The 20,928-nt window shown below is 37.4% G+C and carries 15 protein-coding genes, 1 pseudogene and 1 other annotated feature; of the genes and pseudogenes, 7 read left to right on the top strand and 9 right to left on the bottom strand.

What is annotated here, in order from left to right:
- Nucleotides 1-152 precede the first annotated feature (152 nt).
- Nucleotides 153-1,856: a septation ring formation regulator EzrA gene (gene ezrA / locus NSQ74_RS09930; RefSeq protein WP_340823040.1), complete on the bottom strand. Its 1,704-nt coding sequence runs from the start codon at nucleotides 1,854-1,856 to the stop codon at nucleotides 153-155.
- A 199-nt stretch (nucleotides 1,857-2,055) separates the two neighbouring features.
- Between ezrA and hisJ the strand changes: the two genes are divergently transcribed.
- The gene (hisJ, locus tag NSQ74_RS09925) at nucleotides 2,056-2,853 is read left to right on the top strand and encodes a histidinol-phosphatase HisJ (protein ID WP_340823038.1); all 798 of its coding nucleotides are present in this window, start codon (nucleotides 2,056-2,058) and stop codon (nucleotides 2,851-2,853) included.
- Nucleotides 2,854-2,873: 20 nt separating this feature from the next.
- Entirely contained in the window at nucleotides 2,874-3,353 is a 480-nt protein-coding gene (locus NSQ74_RS09920) for a GAF domain-containing protein (protein WP_340823037.1), read from the top strand.
- 84 nt (nucleotides 3,354-3,437) lie between these two features.
- On the opposite strand, the gene NSQ74_RS09915 is transcribed toward NSQ74_RS09920, so the two are convergent.
- Nucleotides 3,438-5,321: a sensor domain-containing diguanylate cyclase gene (locus tag NSQ74_RS09915; protein WP_340823036.1), complete on the bottom strand. Its 1,884-nt coding sequence runs from the start codon at nucleotides 5,319-5,321 to the stop codon at nucleotides 3,438-3,440.
- A 467-nt stretch (nucleotides 5,322-5,788) separates the two neighbouring features.
- Between NSQ74_RS09915 and rpsD the strand changes: the two genes are divergently transcribed.
- Nucleotides 5,789-6,391 (top strand): 30S ribosomal protein S4, encoded by a 603-nt coding sequence (gene rpsD / locus NSQ74_RS09910; protein WP_173477557.1) that lies wholly within the window; start codon nucleotides 5,789-5,791, stop codon nucleotides 6,389-6,391.
- Nucleotides 6,392-6,640: 249 nt separating this feature from the next.
- On the opposite strand, the gene NSQ74_RS09905 is transcribed toward rpsD, so the two are convergent.
- Both NSQ74_RS09905 and NSQ74_RS23425 read right to left on the bottom strand, forming a co-directional pair.
- Nucleotides 6,641-7,198, bottom strand: coding sequence for an integrase (locus NSQ74_RS09905; protein ID WP_340823034.1), 558 nt, complete (start codon nucleotides 7,196-7,198; stop codon nucleotides 6,641-6,643).
- 274 nt (nucleotides 7,199-7,472) lie between these two features.
- Nucleotides 7,473-7,578 (bottom strand): annotated as a pseudogene (locus NSQ74_RS23425) (KGG domain-containing protein); the annotation flags it as partial.
- An 871-nt stretch (nucleotides 7,579-8,449) separates the two neighbouring features.
- On the opposite strand from NSQ74_RS23425, the gene NSQ74_RS09895 reads away from it, so the two are divergent.
- Both NSQ74_RS09895 and NSQ74_RS09890 read left to right on the top strand, forming a co-directional pair.
- Nucleotides 8,450-9,655 (top strand): iron-containing alcohol dehydrogenase, encoded by a 1,206-nt coding sequence (locus tag NSQ74_RS09895; protein ID WP_340823033.1) that lies wholly within the window; start codon nucleotides 8,450-8,452, stop codon nucleotides 9,653-9,655.
- Between the two features lie 121 nt (nucleotides 9,656-9,776).
- Nucleotides 9,777-10,586 (top strand): cobalamin-binding protein, encoded by an 810-nt coding sequence (locus NSQ74_RS09890; protein ID WP_340823031.1) that lies wholly within the window; start codon nucleotides 9,777-9,779, stop codon nucleotides 10,584-10,586.
- A 73-nt stretch (nucleotides 10,587-10,659) separates the two neighbouring features.
- On the opposite strand, the gene tyrS is transcribed toward NSQ74_RS09890, so the two are convergent.
- Complete coding sequence (gene tyrS / locus NSQ74_RS09885; protein WP_340823030.1) at nucleotides 10,660-11,928, bottom strand: tyrosine--tRNA ligase; 1,269 nt, start codon at nucleotides 11,926-11,928, stop codon at nucleotides 10,660-10,662.
- A gap of 72 nt (nucleotides 11,929-12,000) precedes the next feature.
- Nucleotides 12,001-12,203: a binding site (T-box leader), on the bottom strand.
- A 102-nt stretch (nucleotides 12,204-12,305) separates the two neighbouring features.
- On the opposite strand from tyrS, the gene NSQ74_RS09880 reads away from it, so the two are divergent.
- Together NSQ74_RS09880 and NSQ74_RS09875 are read left to right on the top strand one after the other, a co-directional pair.
- Nucleotides 12,306-15,383, top strand: coding sequence for a transglycosylase domain-containing protein (locus tag NSQ74_RS09880; RefSeq protein WP_340823029.1), 3,078 nt, complete (start codon nucleotides 12,306-12,308; stop codon nucleotides 15,381-15,383).
- 89 nt (nucleotides 15,384-15,472) lie between these two features.
- Nucleotides 15,473-16,354, top strand: a complete 882-nt coding sequence (locus NSQ74_RS09875; protein ID WP_340823028.1) for an NAD-dependent epimerase/dehydratase family protein — start codon at nucleotides 15,473-15,475, stop codon at nucleotides 16,352-16,354.
- Between the two features lie 257 nt (nucleotides 16,355-16,611).
- On the opposite strand, the gene NSQ74_RS09870 is transcribed toward NSQ74_RS09875, so the two are convergent.
- The 4 genes from NSQ74_RS09870 to argC all read right to left on the bottom strand — a co-directional run bounded on the left by NSQ74_RS09870 (nucleotide 16,612) and on the right by argC (nucleotide 20,902).
- Nucleotides 16,612-17,742 carry an acetylornithine transaminase gene (locus tag NSQ74_RS09870; protein WP_340823026.1) on the bottom strand — a complete coding sequence of 377 codons (1,131 nt, stop codon included), beginning with the start codon at nucleotides 17,740-17,742 and terminating at the stop codon, nucleotides 16,612-16,614.
- Between the two features lie 74 nt (nucleotides 17,743-17,816).
- Nucleotides 17,817-18,581 carry an acetylglutamate kinase gene (gene argB / locus NSQ74_RS09865; protein ID WP_340823024.1) on the bottom strand — a complete coding sequence of 255 codons (765 nt, stop codon included), beginning with the start codon at nucleotides 18,579-18,581 and terminating at the stop codon, nucleotides 17,817-17,819.
- A complete protein-coding gene (gene argJ / locus NSQ74_RS09860) occupies nucleotides 18,544-19,776 on the bottom strand; it encodes a bifunctional glutamate N-acetyltransferase/amino-acid acetyltransferase ArgJ (RefSeq protein ID WP_340823023.1) in 1,233 nt (410 codons plus the stop codon). Before argJ ends, argB begins: the two co-directional genes overlap by 38 nt.
- Nucleotides 19,777-19,867: 91 nt before the next feature.
- Complete coding sequence (argC, locus tag NSQ74_RS09855; protein ID WP_340823022.1) at nucleotides 19,868-20,902, bottom strand: N-acetyl-gamma-glutamyl-phosphate reductase; 1,035 nt, start codon at nucleotides 20,900-20,902, stop codon at nucleotides 19,868-19,870.
- Nucleotides 20,903-20,928 lie beyond the last annotated feature (26 nt).

The following is a 20,928-nucleotide window of genomic DNA, read 5'->3' as shown; positions in this document are numbered from 1 at the left end:
TTTTGACCATAGAATAGCACGAATAAATTTACTTTTTTTGACCATTGCTAACGTTAGTAGCAATAAATAAAATAGCTACCTAAAAAGTTCATTACGTCACTTTTTAGGTAGCTGTTTCTTTAGTTTATTTTCTTTTATTCACTTCGAAGTACTTAAGACTTTGTTAGCGTCTCTTCTGCAACTATTGCTTCTATACGCTTTAATGCACCTGGCTCCATTTCCTCTACTGCAGTCCCAGCTTCTTCTAAAGCTTTCGCATAACGGTATTGATGGAATGCTTGTTCCGCTTCTTTTAAACGAGCATTTAATTTTGGATTCGTTGCACGGTGACGATTGCCATATTGAATGATACGTTCGATAAGCATGACATTCTCAATCAATTCATGTGCCTTCGAATGCACATCCTCAACACAAAGAGTCGCTGCATTCAAGTTATTATGGATTGTTCCCATGTTGAGTGGAACTTCTTGTAGACTTTGCATGACAATATAAATATGCTCAGCAGCCTCATCTAAACGAGCATCCATCTCTTCTGGAATACCAGGAATATTTGCCTTATTTAACAGGCGATCTGTTTCTTGTAGTGTTTTTTTCAAGTTTTCCACTTGTGTACGAGCTTTATTTTCATCAATGCGAAGCTTTTTCATTGTATTCGATAAATGCCCTTGCTCTTCGTGGATACGCTCTAGCTCTTCGCTAATTTCAATTAATTCCTCTTGTAGACTTGAATAAGCCGATTTTTCCTCTGAAACACGCATTGCCAATAAATCATAGCGGCGTTGAAGTGCTTCTAATTGTTTTAAAGCAGCTTTTGGAATTTCAGCATCTTTTTCATTCAAATGGTAACTTTGCTGAACAAATGTTGCTTCATCACTAACTAATCGAGTAGAGCTAATAACGTTAGTAATGGATCCTAACAATCGCTCACAATTTTGGTCTACATAATTTTTAGCAATTACTTCTTTTTCAAGTAAATCATAGAAACGGTCAATTTCTTCATTTATTTCAGCAACACGAGGTTTAACAGCTGTTAAATTCAGCTCCGCAAGTTCACCTTTTAACGTAGCAAATTCAACTTCCAGTTTGTCCAACGCGTCTGTTAGCTCTAAATGATGCAAGTAGTATGATTGTTCTTCCATTTCACGCTGACCATTGCGCAATTCTTGAACCGCACCTGGTAACTTTACTTGTAGTTCCGTCAAAATAGTTGGAACATCATTAATGTATTCAAATGTCTGCTGTGATTCTTGATTCAAGCTAATGACAATTTCACGCGCCTGCAAATAATTCCCTTCGCTTGTGAGTACATCAAATTCCTCAAATTTTTGAATAAACACTTCTAATTTTTGTTCAAGTGCTGGTAAAGCCACACCAAATGAGTGTTGATGCGCAAGCAATGTTTTACGTGCTGATCGATAATATTCTTTAAGCTGTTCAATTTCAATACGGTTTTTTTCTTCGCTGCCAATTAATTCATTAAGTTCTTCTAAGATTTTATCTTTATCTTTTTCACACTTAAGAATATAATCTTCTATTTCACGTTCTATCAACGTTGCTTTTTTAAAACGAAGACGATTGATTTGATCTTCAGCGTCGAATAGAAGCGAATCAATTTTTGTCATATGTACATCGATGACTTCATCCCAACTATTACGCCACCGTTCAAACATTTCCTCTGTTTCACCATTCATGTTTAAAGATTTAACTTTGGAAATTTCCTCATTTATGGGATTGTTTTGTATTTGTAATTTTTCATTTTCAAGTTGTGAAATGATTGTTGTATGTTTTCTTCGCATCATTAATCCTACTATGGCTAAAATTAATAGTAGGATAATTGGAATGATGATATACTCCATCGTAAGCCTCCTATTCTACAATAAACGAATTGGCTAGTTGTATACATTATATACTATGTTTTCGCCTTTTGTACTAAAATTTGAGTGATTTTCAGAAAAGTGTATTCACGACCTACATATTGACAGTTCCGCCTATGTCATTGAACATAGAGCTTAAATATGTAATTATCATTTTACTAGATAAAGGAGTGTAATATGTATGAAAAGAGACGGCCATATCCATAGCCCCTATTGCCCACATGGGACATCTGATTCATTTACACAATATATTGAAAAAGCTATTGCTGAAAACTTTACGGATATTACATTTACAGAACATGCACCATTGCCTTCTAATTTTAGCGACCCAACACCCGAACAGGATAGTGGAATGCAACCAGATTTTTTAATGCCGTATTTCGAGGACTTACAGCAGCTCCAAAAGCAGTACGCACAAGATATTCGCATTCGTATTGGTTTAGAGATAGACTATATTCAAGGCTTTGAGCAAGAAACGCGTAAATTCCTTGATACATATGGGCATTTTTTAGATGACTCTATTTTATCAGTGCATTTTTTACAATGGGAAAACACATATGAATGTATTGATTTTTCTGCTGATAGTTTTATAGCTTTTGCTAAAAAGGTAGGTTCTATTGAACAAGTTTATCACTTATATTATGATACTGTCCTACAATCTATAGATGCAGATTTAGGTCAATACAAACCGAAGCGCATCGGACATCCAACACTTGTTCATAAGTTTCAACTAGCCCATAATACGAAAATTGATGATACTGTCCGCATTCAGGAAGTATTAACTACTATGCAGCAAAAAGGATATGAGTTAGATTTAAATAGTGCTGGTTTAAGTAAAACATACTGTCAAGAGCCATATCCACCATTTGCCTTTATCGATTATAGTAAAACGATCGGATTACCTGTCGTTTTCGGTTCTGATGCGCATACCGCTGTTGATCTACATCAGCATTATAAAACTTTATTTCCAATTATATAACTTTTAAACGAGGTGCTATTATGTTTACACAAATTAATTATGAAGGATCCATCGTCGATCAATACAATACATTAGCAAAGCAATTAGATGCACTACTCACTGGAGAAACAGATCGTATTGCTAATTTAAGCAACGCGTCTGCATTGCTTAATCAATTCCTCCCTGACATTAACTGGGTTGGCTTTTACATATTACAAGAGGAAGAGCTAGTATTAGGACCATTCCAAGGCTTACCTGCATGCGTGAGAATTCCAGTTGGGCGTGGCGTTTGCGGATCAGCTGTGTCAACAAAAGAAACGCTTGTCGTAGATGATGTTCACGCATTTCCAGGACATATTGCATGCGATGCTGCCTCTCAATCTGAAATTGTCATTCCTCTAATTCAACAAGACAAGGTAATGGGCGTGCTTGATATTGATAGTCCTATCAAAAATCGCTTTTCTGCTGATGATCAAATCGGCTTAGAACATTTTGTAAAAACATTGCTGCTTCATATTTAAAAGACCCACAAGTAGCCACTAAAAAATGCCCTGAAATGGATTATAAATATATCATTTCGGGGCAAATTTATTGTAAAACATAGTTTATGCATTTGTTTGTAACGTTCGATCATGAATACAGAATCTATTTTTCCCATTATTTTTCGCTTCATATAAAGCTGTGTCAGCATGTAGGAAAACAGATTGAAAGGCTGGTCTATAGAATTGATCCCATGTAATAAGACCTGCTGAAATTGTTACTTGAGGATCTGTTGCATTCGGAATTACTTCTACTATTGTTGATGCTAGCTCGATAGCTTCTTGCTCATCAACATTAGGCACATACACCGACATTTCCTCTCCACCCCAGCGAGCACAAATTCCACTGGCACCTATTGTTTCCTCTAATTGCACGGCAATCTGCACGAGAATTTTATCACCTATTTGATGACCATAGGTATCATTGATGCGTTTAAAATTATCAATATCAATCAGTAAGAACATTCCTGATTGATCTGTTTTCAGTGATTTTTCTACAAATTGGTCTAAATAACTACGTGCATATAATTTTGTTAAATGATCTCGATCAACCATTTCTTGTAGCTGATTTCGTAAAATAGAGTTTGCTATCGCTAATGAAGAATGATGGATTAACGATTGCATTAGCTTAAAACTATCAAATGAAAAGAAATACGGCTCTTTGTGTAATACGATACTAAAGCCATTAATTTTTTCCTCCATTAAGATAGGAATCGCCATAATTGAACGATATTCTATTTGATTTGGGGTTAACCTGCTAAAATCGGCAATAAACAGTGGATCATTTGTATGCTCAAAATGTTGTTCAACATGATTTATATAAGTCTTGCCTTCGTCTGATTTAAATAAGGATGTACTAGCATCTTTCACTACATAGGTAGCATTATCTTTAAAAGCGAAACAAACTTCCATTGGTTGGAAAGACTTCATTAATTGTTTTTGTAGGAAAAGTAACATTTCATTAATATCAATTCGCATATTTAATCGATGCGATGTTTCATTGATAAGTTGTAAGTCACTTACGAGGCGATGCGATTGATGATATAATTTGGCATTTTCTAGTGCATTGCCAGATGCTTGTGCGAGCATGCGCACAAAATCTTTTTCAGTTGCTGAAAAAAGGTATGTGGTTGGTGCATTAACTTGTAAAATCCCATAAATGGCTTGTCTCCCTTTTATAGGAGCGTTTAATAATCGACAATTTAAGTCTCCAGCTAGTTCAGTTGTCAACTCACCTGATACAAAGGCTTCAATTGTAGCAGGTCTTTCCGATAAGTAATCAAAAAGCTTTATATCGATTGTCGTATGGCGATCTTGATCGTTGGATAAAATAAGCTCCACATTAAATTCCGGGAAATTATCTCGAATATTTTTTAAAACGTTTTCTAAAATCAAATCAATATCCATTGTTGAATGAAATAAGTCCGTCATATTATAAAGTTTTCTATATTGGTCTTCATTCAATTTTACTTCTAGGTTTTCAATCAGTAGTTGTAAAACTTTCGTAAGCGTTTCTACACACTCTTCACCATAATCCGAAGTCATAAAGTCCGTCCAAGTATCAGTGGCTTCTACAAGCAACACACCAATAGGATCTTTGCCCTCCGCCTGGAAAAGCACCATATCTGTCATCATATTATAGGCTGGTTTTTCTTTTAATATATAAGGAAGCTTCACCACTTTCTGTTGGTAAAAGCTGGCTTCTATCATTAGCCATGACACAGCATTTAGTTTTGTTTCAATCGTCAAATTAGCTAATTCTTCCACAGGTATTAAACTATTACCTTCAAAGCTAAGAAATGCCGCATTTTCAATTTTCAAGTGCTTCTTTAGACACTGTTTAAATGAATAAAAATACTCATTAAAACTAATTAGTCCTCCATTCGAACTCACCCAAATGCTCAAAACATCAGATTTTATATATTTCAGCGTTTGTAAATGGTCTGTCATGAAATCACCTTTTCTATATAACGTACAAATCAATTACTATTAACTTATAATGTATTATACATAATTTGTGTCATTTTGACTATTTAATTCTGCCTTACTTTTACAATTTACATTTAATACCGTATCATTAACCATTTCGTAGTAGTGTAAAATGACTTTCAAGGAAATTCCTACTATAGACCTTTTTGAAAAAAGCAATACTAATAATTGACGTCTACGCTATAAGCAGTTACAATGAAGATTGTGTAAAATAAACGCAGCAGTGGTATGAGCTTATTACTGTATTTTATTCCTCAATTTTACTGAGTATTACTTCTCAAAGTCTCTCAGATACAAATTGATGGTGTATTATGTAACCTAAAGGCTGCATAGGCGAAAATACATGAAAATAAAATACGTATAAGAATGGGTACTACTGGTTTTTGTTTTACAACAAAAAAACCAAATTTAAAGGAGGAGACAACAATATGTCTCGTTATACAGGTCCATCTTGGAAATTATCACGTCGTCTTGGTATCTCACTAAGCGGTACTGGTAAAGAAATCGAAAAACGCCCTTACGCACCAGGTCAACACGGCCCGAACCAACGTAAAAAATTATCAGAATACGGTTTACAACTTCAAGAAAAACAAAAACTTCGTCATATGTATGGTATGACTGAACGTCAATTCCGTACTCTATTTGACCGCGCTGGTAAAATGAAAGGTGTTCACGGTGAAAACTTCATGATCCTTCTTGAAACTCGCCTTGACAACTTAGTTTACCGTTTAGGTTTAGCTCGCACTCGTCGTGGTTCTCGTCAATTAGTAAACCACGGTCATATCTTAGTAGATGGCAAACGCGTTGATATTCCATCATTCAGCGTTAAACCAGGTCAAACGATTTCTCTTCGTGAAAAATCTCAAAACCTTGCTGTAGTAACAGAAGCTATCGAAGTAAACAACTTCGTACCTGACTACTTAACTTTTGATGCAGACAAAAAAGAAGGTACATTCACTCGCCTTCCAGAACGTTCTGAACTATCTGCTGAAATCAACGAAGCATTCATCGTAGAGTACTACTCTCGTTAATTTTTTAACGTTAGATTGTTTTCGTTTCTTAAACCCCGCAACCTTGTTTATTCAAGTGTTTGCGGGGTTTTTTGTGTATATTCACAAATTTAAAATAAACAGCTTGCATTTCAAAACAATCTCATATAGACATATTTAATTAGGGTATTAATTTTCCCTACATATAAAAGAAAGTCACTCATTATTTTCAAATGAGTGACTTTAGGTGCCAGGCACTCAAACAATTTAGAGTGCTGACGATCGTTTACACTAAGCCAACTGTAAAACAGGCTGGCTTACAAGGTTATGGTATGCAAGTAAATCTTGTTCATATAAATGATTATATGTCGCTAGGCTATGTTGCTTTATATAGTCAAAGTCGTTTTTATCTATTAGCTGAAGTGCATTATTAAGGGTCCGTGCATTATCCCATGCAGTTTCCTCAAATTGAATATTCATTTCGTGCTCTTCAATTATCATAGATAAAAGACGTTCATTTCGATAAATTTCTTTTTTTGCATGCTGTTTTTTCATTTTAAAAATTTCAATTGTTCTTGGAAGTGATGCTTGTAGCGCTTCACGGTCAATAGCATGACCTAGTTCATGTAAAGTAATGGTTTTTACATAAACCTCAAGTGGAAGTTGTAACATTAGCTCATTTCTTGCTTCTATTAATCTGTTCGCATCAAATCCTATATAATCCCCAATAAAGTTATAACTCATATTAATACCAGAATGATCTTGTTTTATCGCCACCGTTATCCCTACAGTTTGCATAACGGAATTAATTACATCATATAGTTCTTTTTCTTTATGCAATGTTGTCATTATTAACGCTTTCCTCATTTCCTCTGAAAACAAGCTAATGATAATTTATTACAAGCGGATTAAATATATACTACATTTAGGGGAAATTCAATATATTTATCCTGTTAAATCAGAGAAAATGAGAATTTTTCCATTAAAAAGGCGTTTGTAGTTATAAACTACAAACGCCTCTTTGCTTGGTTAAGCCTTTTACTTCATATTAATTAATTGTTGTTGTTATTGTTATTTTTATTACGTTGATTTTGGTTTTCATTGGAGTTGCTACTACGCTGGTTGCTGCGTGCTTCTCCACCTTTACGTCCTATTTCTTCATAAAAATCATGATCATGATTTTTGGAGGTAGCTTCTCCGCCTTTACGACCCGCTTCTTCTACAGTCATGTTTTCATTGTTGTTTCTGTTGCGATTGTTTTGCATGTTAGCCATTATAATTCCTCCTAAATAATTTTTTAAGCTATTGACTAGCTCACTGTTTATATTCCCAGTCTATACATGACTAAACATTATTTTTTAAAAAGTCTATTATTTTCTTTAAACTTATAAAAATAACTATTGTTTTCATAATAGAGATGGATATCGAATTTAATCGTATTTAATTGTAAAAAGTTAACGTTTCTATAGAGCCTCTATGTTCTAGTACTCTTGAACAGTTCTCTTCTTCATACTAATTAGCGCCTATTGTTAGATAAACCGCCGTACAAGTGTGTTGCAACTTCCTTGCTTACTCTCATTAGCATAACTACTATAAAGCACTCTCCCCCACTTCAACTTATTAAAAATGCAATTACACTTTCCTCTCTTCAATAATCCAAGAGCTATTATCTTTTCAGGAAAAATCCTTTCGTCTTAAATTGACAAAATTAACATTTAAATTAATTGTAAATTTTTCTGTACATTAAAATAGCAATTCTCCACTTCTCAAACAACATAAACACTATCATTATATTAACAACTGTATATCAGTTATTTACTATTCAACTAGCCTTATAAATAGAACGAATTTCCAAAAAATATATTTTACTTTTATACGATAGTATTTCTTAAAATGTATTCAAATCAACCATCTTACTCCCTATTAACTTCTTTAATATCATCTTTGCAGTTACTTTTTTGTGAAATAATAACAGGAAGAAAATTAACAATTTTAATAAAAATCCGTCTTGAACTTTCAAAAAAAATAGAATAATATGGATTTCGGAAGGTGGTTAGCCATCATTCAAGCAATAATAATTTGTTAAAAGGGGTTGGAAATATGTCAGACGTTCTAAAGCAATTTGTAATGCCAAAAACAAACTTATTTGGACCTGGAGCAATTCAAGAAGTTGGTAAACGTTTAAATGATTTAGAAGTGAAGAAGACATTGATCGTAACAGATGAGGGCTTACACAAATTAGGTCTCTCAGAGCAAATTGCTAACATCATAACAGCAGCTGGAATTGATGTTGCAATTTTCCCTAAAGCAGAACCAAATCCAACAGATCAAAACGTTGAAGATGGAATCGCTGTCTATCATGCAGAAAACTGTGATTCAATCGTATCTCTTGGAGGCGGTAGTGCACATGATGCAGCAAAAGGTATCGGACTTATTGCTTCGAATGGTGGACGCATTCATGATTATGAAGGCGTTGACAAATCAGAAAACCCACTGGTGCCATTAATCGCTATTAATACAACAGCTGGTACAGCGAGTGAAATGACACGTTTTACAATCATCACGGATACTGAACGTAAAGTTAAAATGGCGATTGTTGACAAGCACGTTACACCGCTAGTTTCAATTAATGATCCAGAGTTAATGATTGGTTTACCTCCAGCTCTAACAGCTGCAACTGGTTTAGATGCATTAACACATGCCATCGAATCTTTTGTATCGACAGACGCAACACCTATTACTGATGCATGTGGAGAAAAAGTACTTCAGCTAGTACCTGAGTTTTTACCACGTGCATACGCAAATGGTGCTGATTTAGAAGCACGTGAGCAAATGGTGTATGCACAATTTTTAGCAGGTATGGCGTTCAATAACGCTTCACTTGGCTATGTACATGCTATCGCTCACCAATTAGGCGGCTTCTATAACTTACCGCATGGCGTATGTAATGCGATTTTACTGCCTCACGTTTGCCGCTTCAACTTGACAGCACGTACAGAGCGTTTTGCTCGTATCGCTGAATTGTTAGGAGAAAATATTGAAGGCATCAGCAAACGTGACGCTGCTGAAAAAGCAATTACTGCCATTGAAAAACTGTCTAAAGACTTAAATATTCCTAGTGGCTTCCGTGAATTAGGTGCTAAGGATGAGGATATCGAAATTTTAGCAAAAAATGCAATGCAAGACGTTTGTGCTGCAACAAATCCTCGTAAAGCTACATTAGAGGACATTAAACAAATCATTACAGCAGCAATGGGACCTGTAGTAAAAACAGCACAATCCCTTGAAGCTGTTGCACTTTCTTAAAACATTAATAAAAATGGCGTGTCTCAATGAGGCACGTCTTTTTTTGAGCAAAAAGCAATCGCTTATTGTATGTGCGTCTAGTGACAGCTATACTTTTCTTAAAAAGATATGGGGGAAACATATGCGATTAATCTCAATTTGCCCAAGCAACACTGAGCTTGTTGCCTATCTAGGGTTAACCCATCAACTTGTAGGTGTTGATGATTTTTCAGATTGGCCTATAGCTGTGCATGAATTGCCAAAGCTTGGCCAAGATTTATCGATTGATATGGATGCACTAGAGGCACTAAAGCCAGACTTAGTACTTGCCTCGTTAAGTGTACCTGGCATGGAAAAAAATATAGAGGCATTACAGGAAAGAAACATTCCCCACATCGTCTTTAATGCCAACTCGCTAAATGAAATTGCGCTGGACCTCATAACATTAGGTGTTGCTTGTGGAGTAGAGGAACATGCTAAAAAGATTTCTGAGGAGTATTTGCACTTTATCGAACAGCTTCAAACGATTGCACAAACTATTCAAGAAAAACCAACACTATATTGGGAATGGTGGCCAAATCCTATTTTTACGCCTGGAAAGGTCAATTGGTTAACTGAAATTAGCAATCTTGCAGGTGGACAAAATCTTTTTCGCGATATCGAGTTAGCAAATGTCCAAACAGACTGGGAAGAAATTGTACGACGTAATCCTGATTATATTTTAATGGCATGGGTCGGTGTTGCCTTTGCGCGCATTAAGCCAGCTCATTTATTGAAACGTCCACATGCCAACGAACTTCAGGCAGTTCAAAAACAGCATGTCCACGTAATGGAAGAATGGTTGTACTGTCGTCCATCGCCTCGTCTCGTTGAGGGCGCACTAAAACTGGCTCAGCTTCTACACCCTCAAAGCTATCAGCATATAGCTCTGCCAAGCTTTTTAGAATGCTAAAAATGAAAACATCCCCTCGATAACGAGGGGATGTTGAATTATGTGAGAATTGTGTGAGTGACTGGCACCCAATCTATCCGAATTTCACCATATGGTATTTTTTCTTACCGCGGCGCACAATGCTAAATGCATCTTCTAAACGATCTTTTTCATCTACGATATATTCTAAATCCGTAATTTTTTCACCGTTCACGCTAATTGCACCATTTGTTACATCTTCACGAGCTTGACGTTTTGAAGATGAAATCCCTGCTTCCACAAGTAAATCCACGATGTTTTTCGCTTCTTTCGCCATTTCAATAGAAGGAACATCTTTAAATGCATCCTTCATTTCCTCAGCTGACAGAGCTTTTAAATCGCCCGAGAATAGGGCAGCCGTAATGCGAATAGCCTGATCTAATGCTTCCTGACCATGTATTAAGCGTGTCATTTCCTCCGCTAAAGCTTTTTGAGCCTTACGTAAATGTGGTTCTTCTTCGACAGATGCAGCTAACGCATCAATTTCTTCACGTGTTAAGAACGTAAAGATTTTTAAATATTTAATAACGTCCGCATCAGCAGCGTTAATCCAGAATTGGTAGAACTCGTACGGAGATGTTTTCTTACTATCTAACCATACTGCACCACCAGCAGTTTTACCGAATTTCGTACCATCTGCTTTTGTTACTAATGGAATCGTAATACCAAATGCTTTTGTTTCTTCTTCATGTGTTTTACGAATTACTTCTAAACCAGTTGTAATATTACCCCATTGGTCTGAACCACCCACTTGAATGCGACAGTTGTAGTTGTTGTATAAATGATTGTAATCAATACCTTGAATTAATGTGTAAGCAAATTCTGTAAATGAAATACCTGTATCAAGACGTGAAGCAATCGTATCCTTTGCTAACATGTAATTAACATTAATTAATTTCCCGTAATCACGTAAAAATTCAATTGTACTAATATTTCCAATCCAGTCACGGTTGTTAACAAGTTGCGCTCCATTTCCATCCTCTGCAAATTCAAAAATGCGTTCTAATTGGCCTCGAATAGCTTGCACGTTTTTGTCAATTTGCTCCACTGTTTGAAGTTGACGTTCTTCAGAGCGACCAGACGGATCCCCAATCATTCCTGTTGCACCACCAACAAGTAAAATTGGACGGTGGCCTGCTTTTTGGAAGCGACGAAGCGTTAATAAAGGCACGATATGACCGATGTGCATAGAGTCAGCTGTTGGATCTACACCACAGTAAAGAGAAACAGACTGTTCTGCTAAAAGTTTTTCCATCCCTTCAGCGTCAGTTTGTTGGTACAGCAAACCGCGCCATTCTAAATCTTGTAATAATTCGTTTGTCATTGTTTCTTCCTCCTAAAATGTTTTTCTTTAGCGTGTAGAAACAAAAAAGTCCCTACACGCAAAAATATTGCATGCAGGGACGTTAATAACTAACGCGGTACCACCCGGCTTGAAGATGTCATCCATCTTCCTCTCATTCAACCGCCTTTATCGCAGGCGCGCACGTCTAAGCTCCAAGTACGTAATTCGTCTCTACATTATGACCAGCTTTCACCAACCGCTGGCTCTCTAAACAGGGAATATAGACACTACTGCAAACTCTTCATCACTAGAAAACTATAAGCATTATTCTAAACGATTCTCTTTCAATGTCAATAACTATGTTCGAGGCAATTCATTATATGCTATAATAAACAAGATTTTAGGAGGTCGATACCTTGAAAGATTGGATTGAGAAAATCAATGCAAAGATCGATGAATTACTCGAACAAAAATGGATGAAGACATTACGTATTTCAGGCAGCGTAGTCTGGAACTTATTTTTACTATTTTTAGTCTTTGCATTGGTAGGCACAGTATTTGTTGGTTCTGTTGGCGCCGGCTATTTTGCCTCACTTGTAAAAGAAGAGCCATTGCGCTCTAAAGAAGAATTAAGGGACCTTATTTTCAACTATGAGGAAACAAGTGAAATTTATTTTGCCAACAATATTTATATTGGGAAATTGCGTACTGATTTAGAACGTCGTGAAACATCTCTTAGCGCTGTTGCACCAGACTTAATTAATGCAGTACTCGCAACAGAGGATGAATATTTCCGCGAGCATAATGGGATTGTTCCTAAAGCCGTTATTCGAGGGCTACTACAGGACGTAACTAACTCTGCTACGCAAACAGGTGGCTCTACATTAACACAACAACTTATTAAAAACCAAGTGTTAACAAATGAAGTTTCCTATGAACGAAAAGCAAAAGAATTGCTATTGGCAATGCGTTTAGAGCACTTTATGACAAAGGAAGAAATATTAGAGGCATATTTAAATATTATTCCTTACGGTCGAAATTCAACTGGACGCAATATTGCAGGTATTGAAACAGCTGCTGAAGGTATATTTAATGTAAAAGCAAAGGATTTAACGCTTCCTCAAGCCGCTTACATAGCAGGTATTCCACAGGCACCTTATACTTACACACCATTTACTAATACAGGTGTGCTAAAAAGTGAAGAAGCTTTACAATTAGGCATCGATCGTATGAAAACGGTGCTCTATCGTATGAAAGAAGCTGGCTACATTAACGAGACACAATATAAAGATGCGCTTAATTACGATATAACAGCCGACTTCCGTGCACCAGAAGCACGTCCAGAAGATCGTTATCCATGGTTAACGTATGAGCTAGAAGAACGTGCGAAACAAATTATTGCTGAAAAGCTAGCTAGTGAAGATGGCGTTGATCCAGAACGTTTAAAAACAGAAGAAAAATTACTAGAAAAGTATTCAATTTTAGCGGACCGTGACGTTCGTTCGAAAGGCTATCGTATTTATTCCACTATCAACAAGGATATGTTCGATGCCATGCAAAAAGCGGCCGATAACTTTAAATACTATGGTCAAACATATACAGGCAAAGACAAGGACCCTGTGACGGGTGAGGAAATTGATGTTCAAATGCCTGTACAAGTTGGTAGTATTTTAATAGAAAATAGCACAGGACGAATTTTAAGTTTCCTAGGTGGTCGTGACTTTAAAACGAATCAATTAAACCACGCTACGAAAGCTTACCGTTCTAATGGTTCTACAATGAAACCATTACTCGTATATGCGCCAGCGATTGAATATGGCGTTATAGGTGCAGGTAGTCCATTAGTTGACGTAAAATTCTCAATTGGTTCTTGGAGTCCGAGCAACTATCTTACAAATGATGAACGTGGTCTTATACCTGCGCGAGAAGCTTTAGCTGACTCACAAAATATATCAGCGCTGCGTTTATATAACGATATTTTAAATAGACGTCCTGCTGAATATTTAGCAAAAATGGACTTCTCAGAATTAAAACCTGAAGATTACACAAACCTTGCAACAGGTATTGGAGCTTTACAAAAAGGGACAACTGTTGAAGAAAATACAAATGCATTTGCAACTTTTGCTAACGGTGGTCAATTTATTGATGCCTATATGATTGAAAAAATAGAAGACCAAGACGGAAATCTTATTTATCAACATGAAGCTGAACCTGTACAAGTATTCAGCCCTGAAACGTCTTATATCGTGACAGATATGTTGCGAGATGTATTATCAAAAGGAACAGGGACAGTTGCAAATAATACGTTAAAATTCTCTTCTGATTTTGCAGCTAAAACAGGTACTTCACAAAACTATAATGATGTGTGGTTAGTTGGCTATAATCCAAATGTTTCACTTGGTGTATGGATGGGCTACGATAAACAACGCTCACTTTATGCATTTAATAATACGTATTTACAGCCAAGTGTACGTATTAACAAGCTTTGGGGTACATTAATGAACTCTATGTACGATGTAGATCCTAAATTAATTGATGCTCCTACAAACTTTAAGGCACCAAAAAATGTTGTAACTGCTTCGTTTTGTGGTATTTCTGGTCTTGCACCTTCTGCGGCTTGTGCTAGTGCCGGACTTGTACGCTCAGATTTATTTAACGCGAAAGTATTTTTACCGTCACAACCTGATGACAGCTTAGCTTCATCAAGCGTCGTAACAATTCAAGGTAAAACGTATAATGCACATCCAAATACACCAGCAGAGTTTGTAAAAGCTAGTGGTGCTGGTATTAACCAAGCCTTTATAAAACGGATGTTAGGTAAACTTGGTGGGAATCCAGCAAGTCTACTACCTAAAAATTCATCACTATCCAATTCATCTGTATCAGCAGTCGATTTCCCAGCAGATGGTAGTGCGCCTGCAGCTGTAAATGCTTCAATTAATGGCAATACACTATCTTGGAGTGGCTCGTCTAACGATGTAGTTGGCTATCGAATTTATAATGTAACGAATGGTGGGAACACGCTTGTTTCTTCGGTACTAGAAGCTACTCAAAGTATGACAGTTGCTAGCGGACAAGCTTATGTAGTCGTTGCTGTTGATATTACAGGTTTAACTTCACCACAATCAAATGTTGTTTCAACAGGTGGCAGTGATACAAAACCAGAAGAAGATGACGATGAAGAAAAACCAACTACACCTACTGTTCCAATACCACCGGCAAATGGGAATAACGGAAATGGGTCTAACAACGGCAATGGCTCCGGCAATAATGGGAACGGTTCTAATGGCGGCAATGGCTCTGGTAATGGTAATGGTGGTAATGGCTCTGGTAATAATGGGAACGGCTCTAATAATGGCAATGGTTCCGGCAATAATGGGAACGGCTCTAACAATGGCAATGGTTCCGAAAATAATGGAAACGGCTCTAATAACGGCAATGGTTCCGGCAATAACGGAGGTACGACACCCCCAACGGATCCATCAACCGAATAATACAAGGCTTACTACAATGAAATTTCAATTGTAGTAAGCCTATTTTTTTGTCATTATTAAGAGGATAACTAAACAAAGGGGTAGGTAAAATGAAAATTTTAGTTTTAGGTGGCACGCGCTTTTTCGGTAAAAAATTAGTGGAACTTTGCCTTCAAAACAAACATGACGTAACAATTTTAACTCGCGGTCAAAGTGGCAACCCGTTTGGAGAACAAGTTCACCAAATTACCGTTGATCGCAACGATGTCCCAGCATTAACACAAGCATTAGCGGATACAACATGGGATGTCGTCTACGATAATATTTGTTATTCACCAAATGAAGCACATGAAATGGCGCAAATATTAAAGAACAAGACGAAAAAGCTAGTATTCACCTCAACACTAGCTACATATGATGCAGATGGAAAAATAAAAACAGAAGCTGATTTTAATCCATATGAATATGAGATTCGTATGGGCGATATTAATGATTTCACATACGGTGAAGGGAAACGTCAAGCAGAGGCTGTCCTTTATAAAGAAGCAACATTTCCTGTTGTCGCTGTCCGTTTCCCTATTGTTCTTGGTGAGCACGACTATACGCGTCGCTTACATTTTCACGTAGAACATATTTTAAATGAACAACCTATATCGTTACCGAATGTTGATGCAAAAATGAGTTTCATTTCGGATGAAGAAGCTGCAGCATTTTTATATTTTGCTGGCGTTGCGCCAATTGAAGGGCCATACAATGCGACAGCATCTGGTACTATTTCATTGAAAGCGTTACTCGAATTAATTGAGAAGGAAACAGGAAAACTCGCAAAAGTTTCGCTAATTGGCGGCGATGAAAATTCCCAATCGCCTTATGGTGTTCCAAATCATTGGTATATGTCAAACGCAAAAGCAGAAGCAGCAGGCTTCACATTTAGTGAATTAAACGTTTGGCTTCCTAGCCTTGTAAACAAATTGGTCAAACAACTGCAATAACTTATACCCTAGTATCGCTAGGCTGGGACATAACGAAAAAATGCCAGAGAACAAAGGTGTTCTAAGCGGCGGTGACTCCTGCTCAGAACAGCAAAAAGGTTATTTCCGTAGAATAGCGAGAGTTGTAGCTTACGGTGCGCTGAGCGCAAAGCAACCGCCGTAGTGGACATCAATGGCAACAAAAAAGTGTTAGATTGATTGCAGTCAATCTAACACTTTTTCTCTTTTTAGGTTCTAGTAACACTCTTTTATTCTACCTACTGTAAAATCGTTTTTAAAATTTCTACTGCTTCGTCAATCTCTGTTTTAGACACCGTAAGCGGTGGTAAAAGTCGAATAACATTTGGGCCTGCTCCTACAAGAAGTAAACCTTTGTCCTCCGCTGCTGTAATGAAAGGTGCTACTTCCGTATCGCCACAACCAATCCCAAGTAATAAACCTTGACCTTGTACTGTATAGCCTGTCGGTAAATTGGCTTGGAGTTGCTTCACAAAATAGGATGATAATTCTTGCACATTTTCTAAAAAACTTGGCTCAAAAACGTTAGCGAGGACAGTTTCAGCAACACGCATTGCTAAAGGATTCCCACCAAAAGTAGTACCATGCGTTCCCGGACTAAACGTATCATATAATTCAGCTGTCCCTAACATTCCTCCTACTGGGAACCCTCCACCTAAACCTTTTGCTAATGTCACGATATTCGGCTTCAAGACTGTTTGTTCATATGCATAACGCGTTCCTGTTCTGCCGATACCTGTTTGCACTTCATCAACAATCAATAAAATGCCTTTATCCTCACAAATTTTTGCAATTGCTGCTGCAAATTCAGGCGATACACTATTAACACCGCCCTCACCTTGAATCATTTCCAGCATAATGGCTGCAACTGAATCGTCTATCGTTGCTTCAAGGACCTTTACGTCATTGAATGGGAGTATTGTAAATTTATCAACAAGTGGTCCGAACCCGTTATGTACCTTGCCTTGACCAGTTGCTGACATTGCTCCAAACGTTCGACCATGAAATGATTTTTCAAATGTAATAATATGATGTTTCCCTGTATGCTTACGAGCGAGCTTAATTGCCGCTTCATTAGCTTCCGCACCACTATTACAGAAAAAGGCATACGTAAAATGTGTATTAGCAACTAATTTTTGGGCTACCTTCTCTTGCCCAGGTATATCAAATAAATTCGACATATGCCAAAGCGTTTCACTTTGTTCTTGAATAGCCTTTACGATAGCAGGGTGCGCATGCCCAAGACTAACAACGGCAATACCACTTGTGAAGTCTAAATACTTTTTGCCATCACTATCTTGAACAACAGTTCCTTGCCCTTTAACGATTTGGGCACGACGTTTGCCATAGTTTCCAAATAAAGCGCTCATATTATCAGCTCCTGAACTTCATTTTTAATGGACACCACCTTCACAGCACGGCGTCCACTTATTACATAACTACATTACGGCAAAATCGTTGTGCCGACTAATGTGTCTCCAACAATTTGCACGGATGGAATGCCTGCATTTAGACACTCGATGGCCCCTTGTACTTTGGGAATCATTCCACCATAAATATGCCCTTCCTCTATCCACTGTGCTATTAACGGCGGCGTTACTTCTGTTTGATATTCATCTTGAATACGGATACCCGAAACATCCGTCACAAGCAGTAAACTTTCTGCCCCAATAGCAAGCGCTACTTCACTCGCTACTGTATCTCCGTTAATATTCAGCGCTTGCCCAGTGTGATTAGCCCCAACACACGCTATTACTGGGACAATTCCAGCTGTAATTAATGCTTCTAACAACGATGTATTGACTGATTGCACCTCACCTACGAAGCCGTAAGTTTCCTTGTCTAAAAAGTCCGCTACAAGTAATTGACCATCAAAGCCATTAAGCCCGACTGCTGCAATTCCTGCTGTTGTTAACTCATGTACTAATGAAGGATTAACATTCCCTATTAATGTAGACTGAACAATGTCAATAGCTGCCGCGCTTGTTACACGTATGCCATTTAATGCATGTGATTCAATATTTCTTGCAGCAAGCTCGCGATTAATAGCAGGGCCCCCGCCATGCGTAATAATCAGTTCTACTCCGCTATCTTGTAGTTTTTTAAAATTCTCAAAAAATGCCTCGTTTAAGCCTTCAAGCGTGCTGCCGCCGAGCTTAATAACCATACGTTTACGAGCGGTAAGATGCATTGATTTGAACGTAGTCATACGTTAAGTCACATCCCCAAGCATGCCCCTTGCCTTCGCCTATGCCAAGTGACACAAAGATTTTTACTTCATGCATTTTTAAAATTTGAATTAACTCATCTTCAGAAAATGCAATCGGTTCACCATTTTCGACCATTGTTGCGCCACCAATTTGAATTGTAATTTTATCAGAATCAACTGTTGCGCCACTATAACCAACCGCTGCAATAATTCGTCCCCAGTTCGCATCGCAGCCAAATACAGCTGTTTTTACAAGTGGCGAACCAACAACTGTTTTCGCAATTTTACGTGCTTCATCATCTGAAACGGCGCCTTCTACTTCAACCTCAATTAGTTTCGTTGCACCTTCGCCATCTTTCGCAATCATTTTCGCTAAATCTTCTGCTACAGTTTTTAATGTATAGTAAAAGTTATGCCAATCAGGATGCGTAGATGTTAAAAGTTCATTGCCGGCTACACCATTTGCCATCACCACTACCGTATCGTTTGTCGAAGTATCTCCATCTACCGTAATCGCATTAAACGTTAAGTTTGTAATTTCCGATAACGCCTCTTGCAATACATCCGATTCAATATTCGCATCTGTCGTAATAAAACCTAGCATTGTCGCCATATTAGGTTCAATCATTCCTGATCCCTTTGCTACACCAGCAATAATAATTTCTTTACCATCAATAATTGTGCTATAGCTCGTATTTTTCATAACCGTATCAGTTGTTAAAATTGCTTGCGCAAAATCGATTGCACTCTCTAAGCTATCCTTCGGCTCTAATTGGGATATCCCGCTAGTAACCGGCTCCATATTCATAATTTCTCCGATTACACCTGTTGAGCAAACACCAACTAAATTTGCAGTAATCCCTAACTTTTCAGCTGCTAAAGCTTGCATTGTTTGCGCATCTTTCACACCTTGCTTGCCAGTACATGCATTCGCATTACCGGAGTTTACAATCATTGCTTGTATTTTTTTTGTTGTGTAGACAACTTCTTTCGTTACTTTTAACGGTGCTGCTTGAACTGCATTTGTTGTAAATACGCCCGCTACACTTGCTGGTACGTCACTAACTAAAATAGCTAAATCTTTTTTCTTATGCTTTAATCCGCAATGGATACCTGCTGCTTTAAAGCCTTTCGGTGAAACGATGTTTTTACTTGATAATTTTTTCATAACGTTCGTTGATGCTGTTAATGTCATAAACGTATTCCTCCTCAGGATAAGAGTGACTGGCACTAAAACAATTAGGAAAATTCAAAATTGTTTGGGTGACTGGCACTTAAATGGGTTCTTAAATAAAAAACGGCACGACGTCTAAGCCTGTTGTTTGTGGTAAATCCAATTGCACATTCATATTTTGTATCGCTTGCCCTGCTGCTCCTTTAACTAAATTGTCAATAACAGCAACAATCGTTGCACGGTTTGTACGGTTATCAACTTTTACGAAAATATCACAATAGTTAGAGCCTTTCACACGGTTTGTAGCAAGGCTATTAACATCGGTTACAACCCGTACAAACGGATGTTTTTCGTATGTTGCTTGTAAGCAAGCGACTAATTGATGCTCTGTAATACCTGGCATTAATGGCGCATATGCAGTGGATAAAATTCCACGTGTCATCGGCACTAAATGTGTATTAAATGTAATAGCAGTATCTACACCAGCAAACATTGAAATAGCTTGCTCGATTTCTGGAATATGTTGATGCGTATTTGTCTTATATATAGAGAAGCTTTCGTTCACTTCACTAAAATGTGTTGTTTGCGATGGTTTATTGCCAGCTCCCGAAATGCCACTTTTTGCATCAATCACGAGATAATTAGAATCTATTAGTCTCTCTTTTAACAAAGGTAATAACGAAAGCAGAACCGCTGTTGGATAACATCCTGGGTTCGCAATGAGTGAAGCATTTTTCACATTATGAGCATTCCATTCAGTTAAGCCATACACACTTTGCTGAATAATTTCTAATGGAGCAGCCTTTTTTCCGTACCACTCTTCATAGCTAACTGGATTCTTTAATCGAAAATCCCCTGATAAATCAATTAACCTCGGACCTTTTCCAACTAAAGGTGGTAACAGTTCACTTGTCACACCTGAAGGCGTACTAGCAAATACTACATCCATTTTCGATAATGTTTCATAATCTATTTTTTGCAATGGCGAATCTGTAATCGTAACTAAATGTCCAAACTTTGTAGAAAAAACGACACCTTCTTCAGAAGATGTAAAAAGATCAATGTGCTCCACCGCCGGATGATAATGTAAAAAGCGGATAAGCTCCAATCCTCCATATCCTGTTGCTCCAACAATTCCTACTTTCATTACACTCACCTCTAAAATAAGTTAAA

The sequence above is a fragment of the Lysinibacillus sp. FSL W8-0992 genome, assembly GCF_038008685.1.
GTDB lineage: Bacteria > Bacillota > Bacilli > Bacillales_A > Planococcaceae > Lysinibacillus.
The sequence above is the reverse complement of the archived record's forward strand: the minus strand, read 5'-3'. Positions and strand labels throughout refer to the sequence as shown.

What these genes read in the sequence shown, in the direction of transcription:
- ezrA (WP_340823040.1), bottom strand. Translation starts at nt 1,856, where the DNA reads ATGGAGTATATCATCATTCCAATTATCCTACTATTAATTTTAGCCATA.
- tyrS (WP_340823030.1), bottom strand. Translation starts at nt 11,928, where the DNA reads ATGACAAACGAATTATTACAAGATTTAGAATGGCGCGGTTTGCTGTAC.
- rpsD (WP_173477557.1), top strand. Translation starts at nt 5,789, where the DNA reads ATGTCTCGTTATACAGGTCCATCTTGGAAATTATCACGTCGTCTTGGT.
- NSQ74_RS09875 (WP_340823028.1), top strand. Translation starts at nt 15,473, where the DNA reads ATGAAAATTTTAGTTTTAGGTGGCACGCGCTTTTTCGGTAAAAAATTA.
- hisJ (WP_340823038.1), top strand. Translation starts at nt 2,056, where the DNA reads ATGAAAAGAGACGGCCATATCCATAGCCCCTATTGCCCACATGGGACA.
- NSQ74_RS09915 (WP_340823036.1), bottom strand. Translation starts at nt 5,321, where the DNA reads ATGACAGACCATTTACAAACGCTGAAATATATAAAATCTGATGTTTTG.
- NSQ74_RS09895 (WP_340823033.1), top strand. Translation starts at nt 8,450, where the DNA reads ATGTCAGACGTTCTAAAGCAATTTGTAATGCCAAAAACAAACTTATTT.
- argB (WP_340823024.1), bottom strand. Translation starts at nt 18,581, where the DNA reads ATGACTACGTTCAAATCAATGCATCTTACCGCTCGTAAACGTATGGTT.
- NSQ74_RS09870 (WP_340823026.1), bottom strand. Translation starts at nt 17,742, where the DNA reads ATGAGCGCTTTATTTGGAAACTATGGCAAACGTCGTGCCCAAATCGTT.
- NSQ74_RS09920 (WP_340823037.1), top strand. Translation starts at nt 2,874, where the DNA reads ATGTTTACACAAATTAATTATGAAGGATCCATCGTCGATCAATACAAT.
- argC (WP_340823022.1), bottom strand. Translation starts at nt 20,902, where the DNA reads ATGAAAGTAGGAATTGTTGGAGCAACAGGATATGGAGGATTGGAGCTT.
- argJ (WP_340823023.1), bottom strand. Translation starts at nt 19,776, where the DNA reads ATGACATTAACAGCATCAACGAACGTTATGAAAAAATTATCAAGTAAA.
- NSQ74_RS09905 (WP_340823034.1), bottom strand. Translation starts at nt 7,198, where the DNA reads ATGACAACATTGCATAAAGAAAAAGAACTATATGATGTAATTAATTCC.
- NSQ74_RS09890 (WP_340823031.1), top strand. Translation starts at nt 9,777, where the DNA reads ATGCGATTAATCTCAATTTGCCCAAGCAACACTGAGCTTGTTGCCTAT.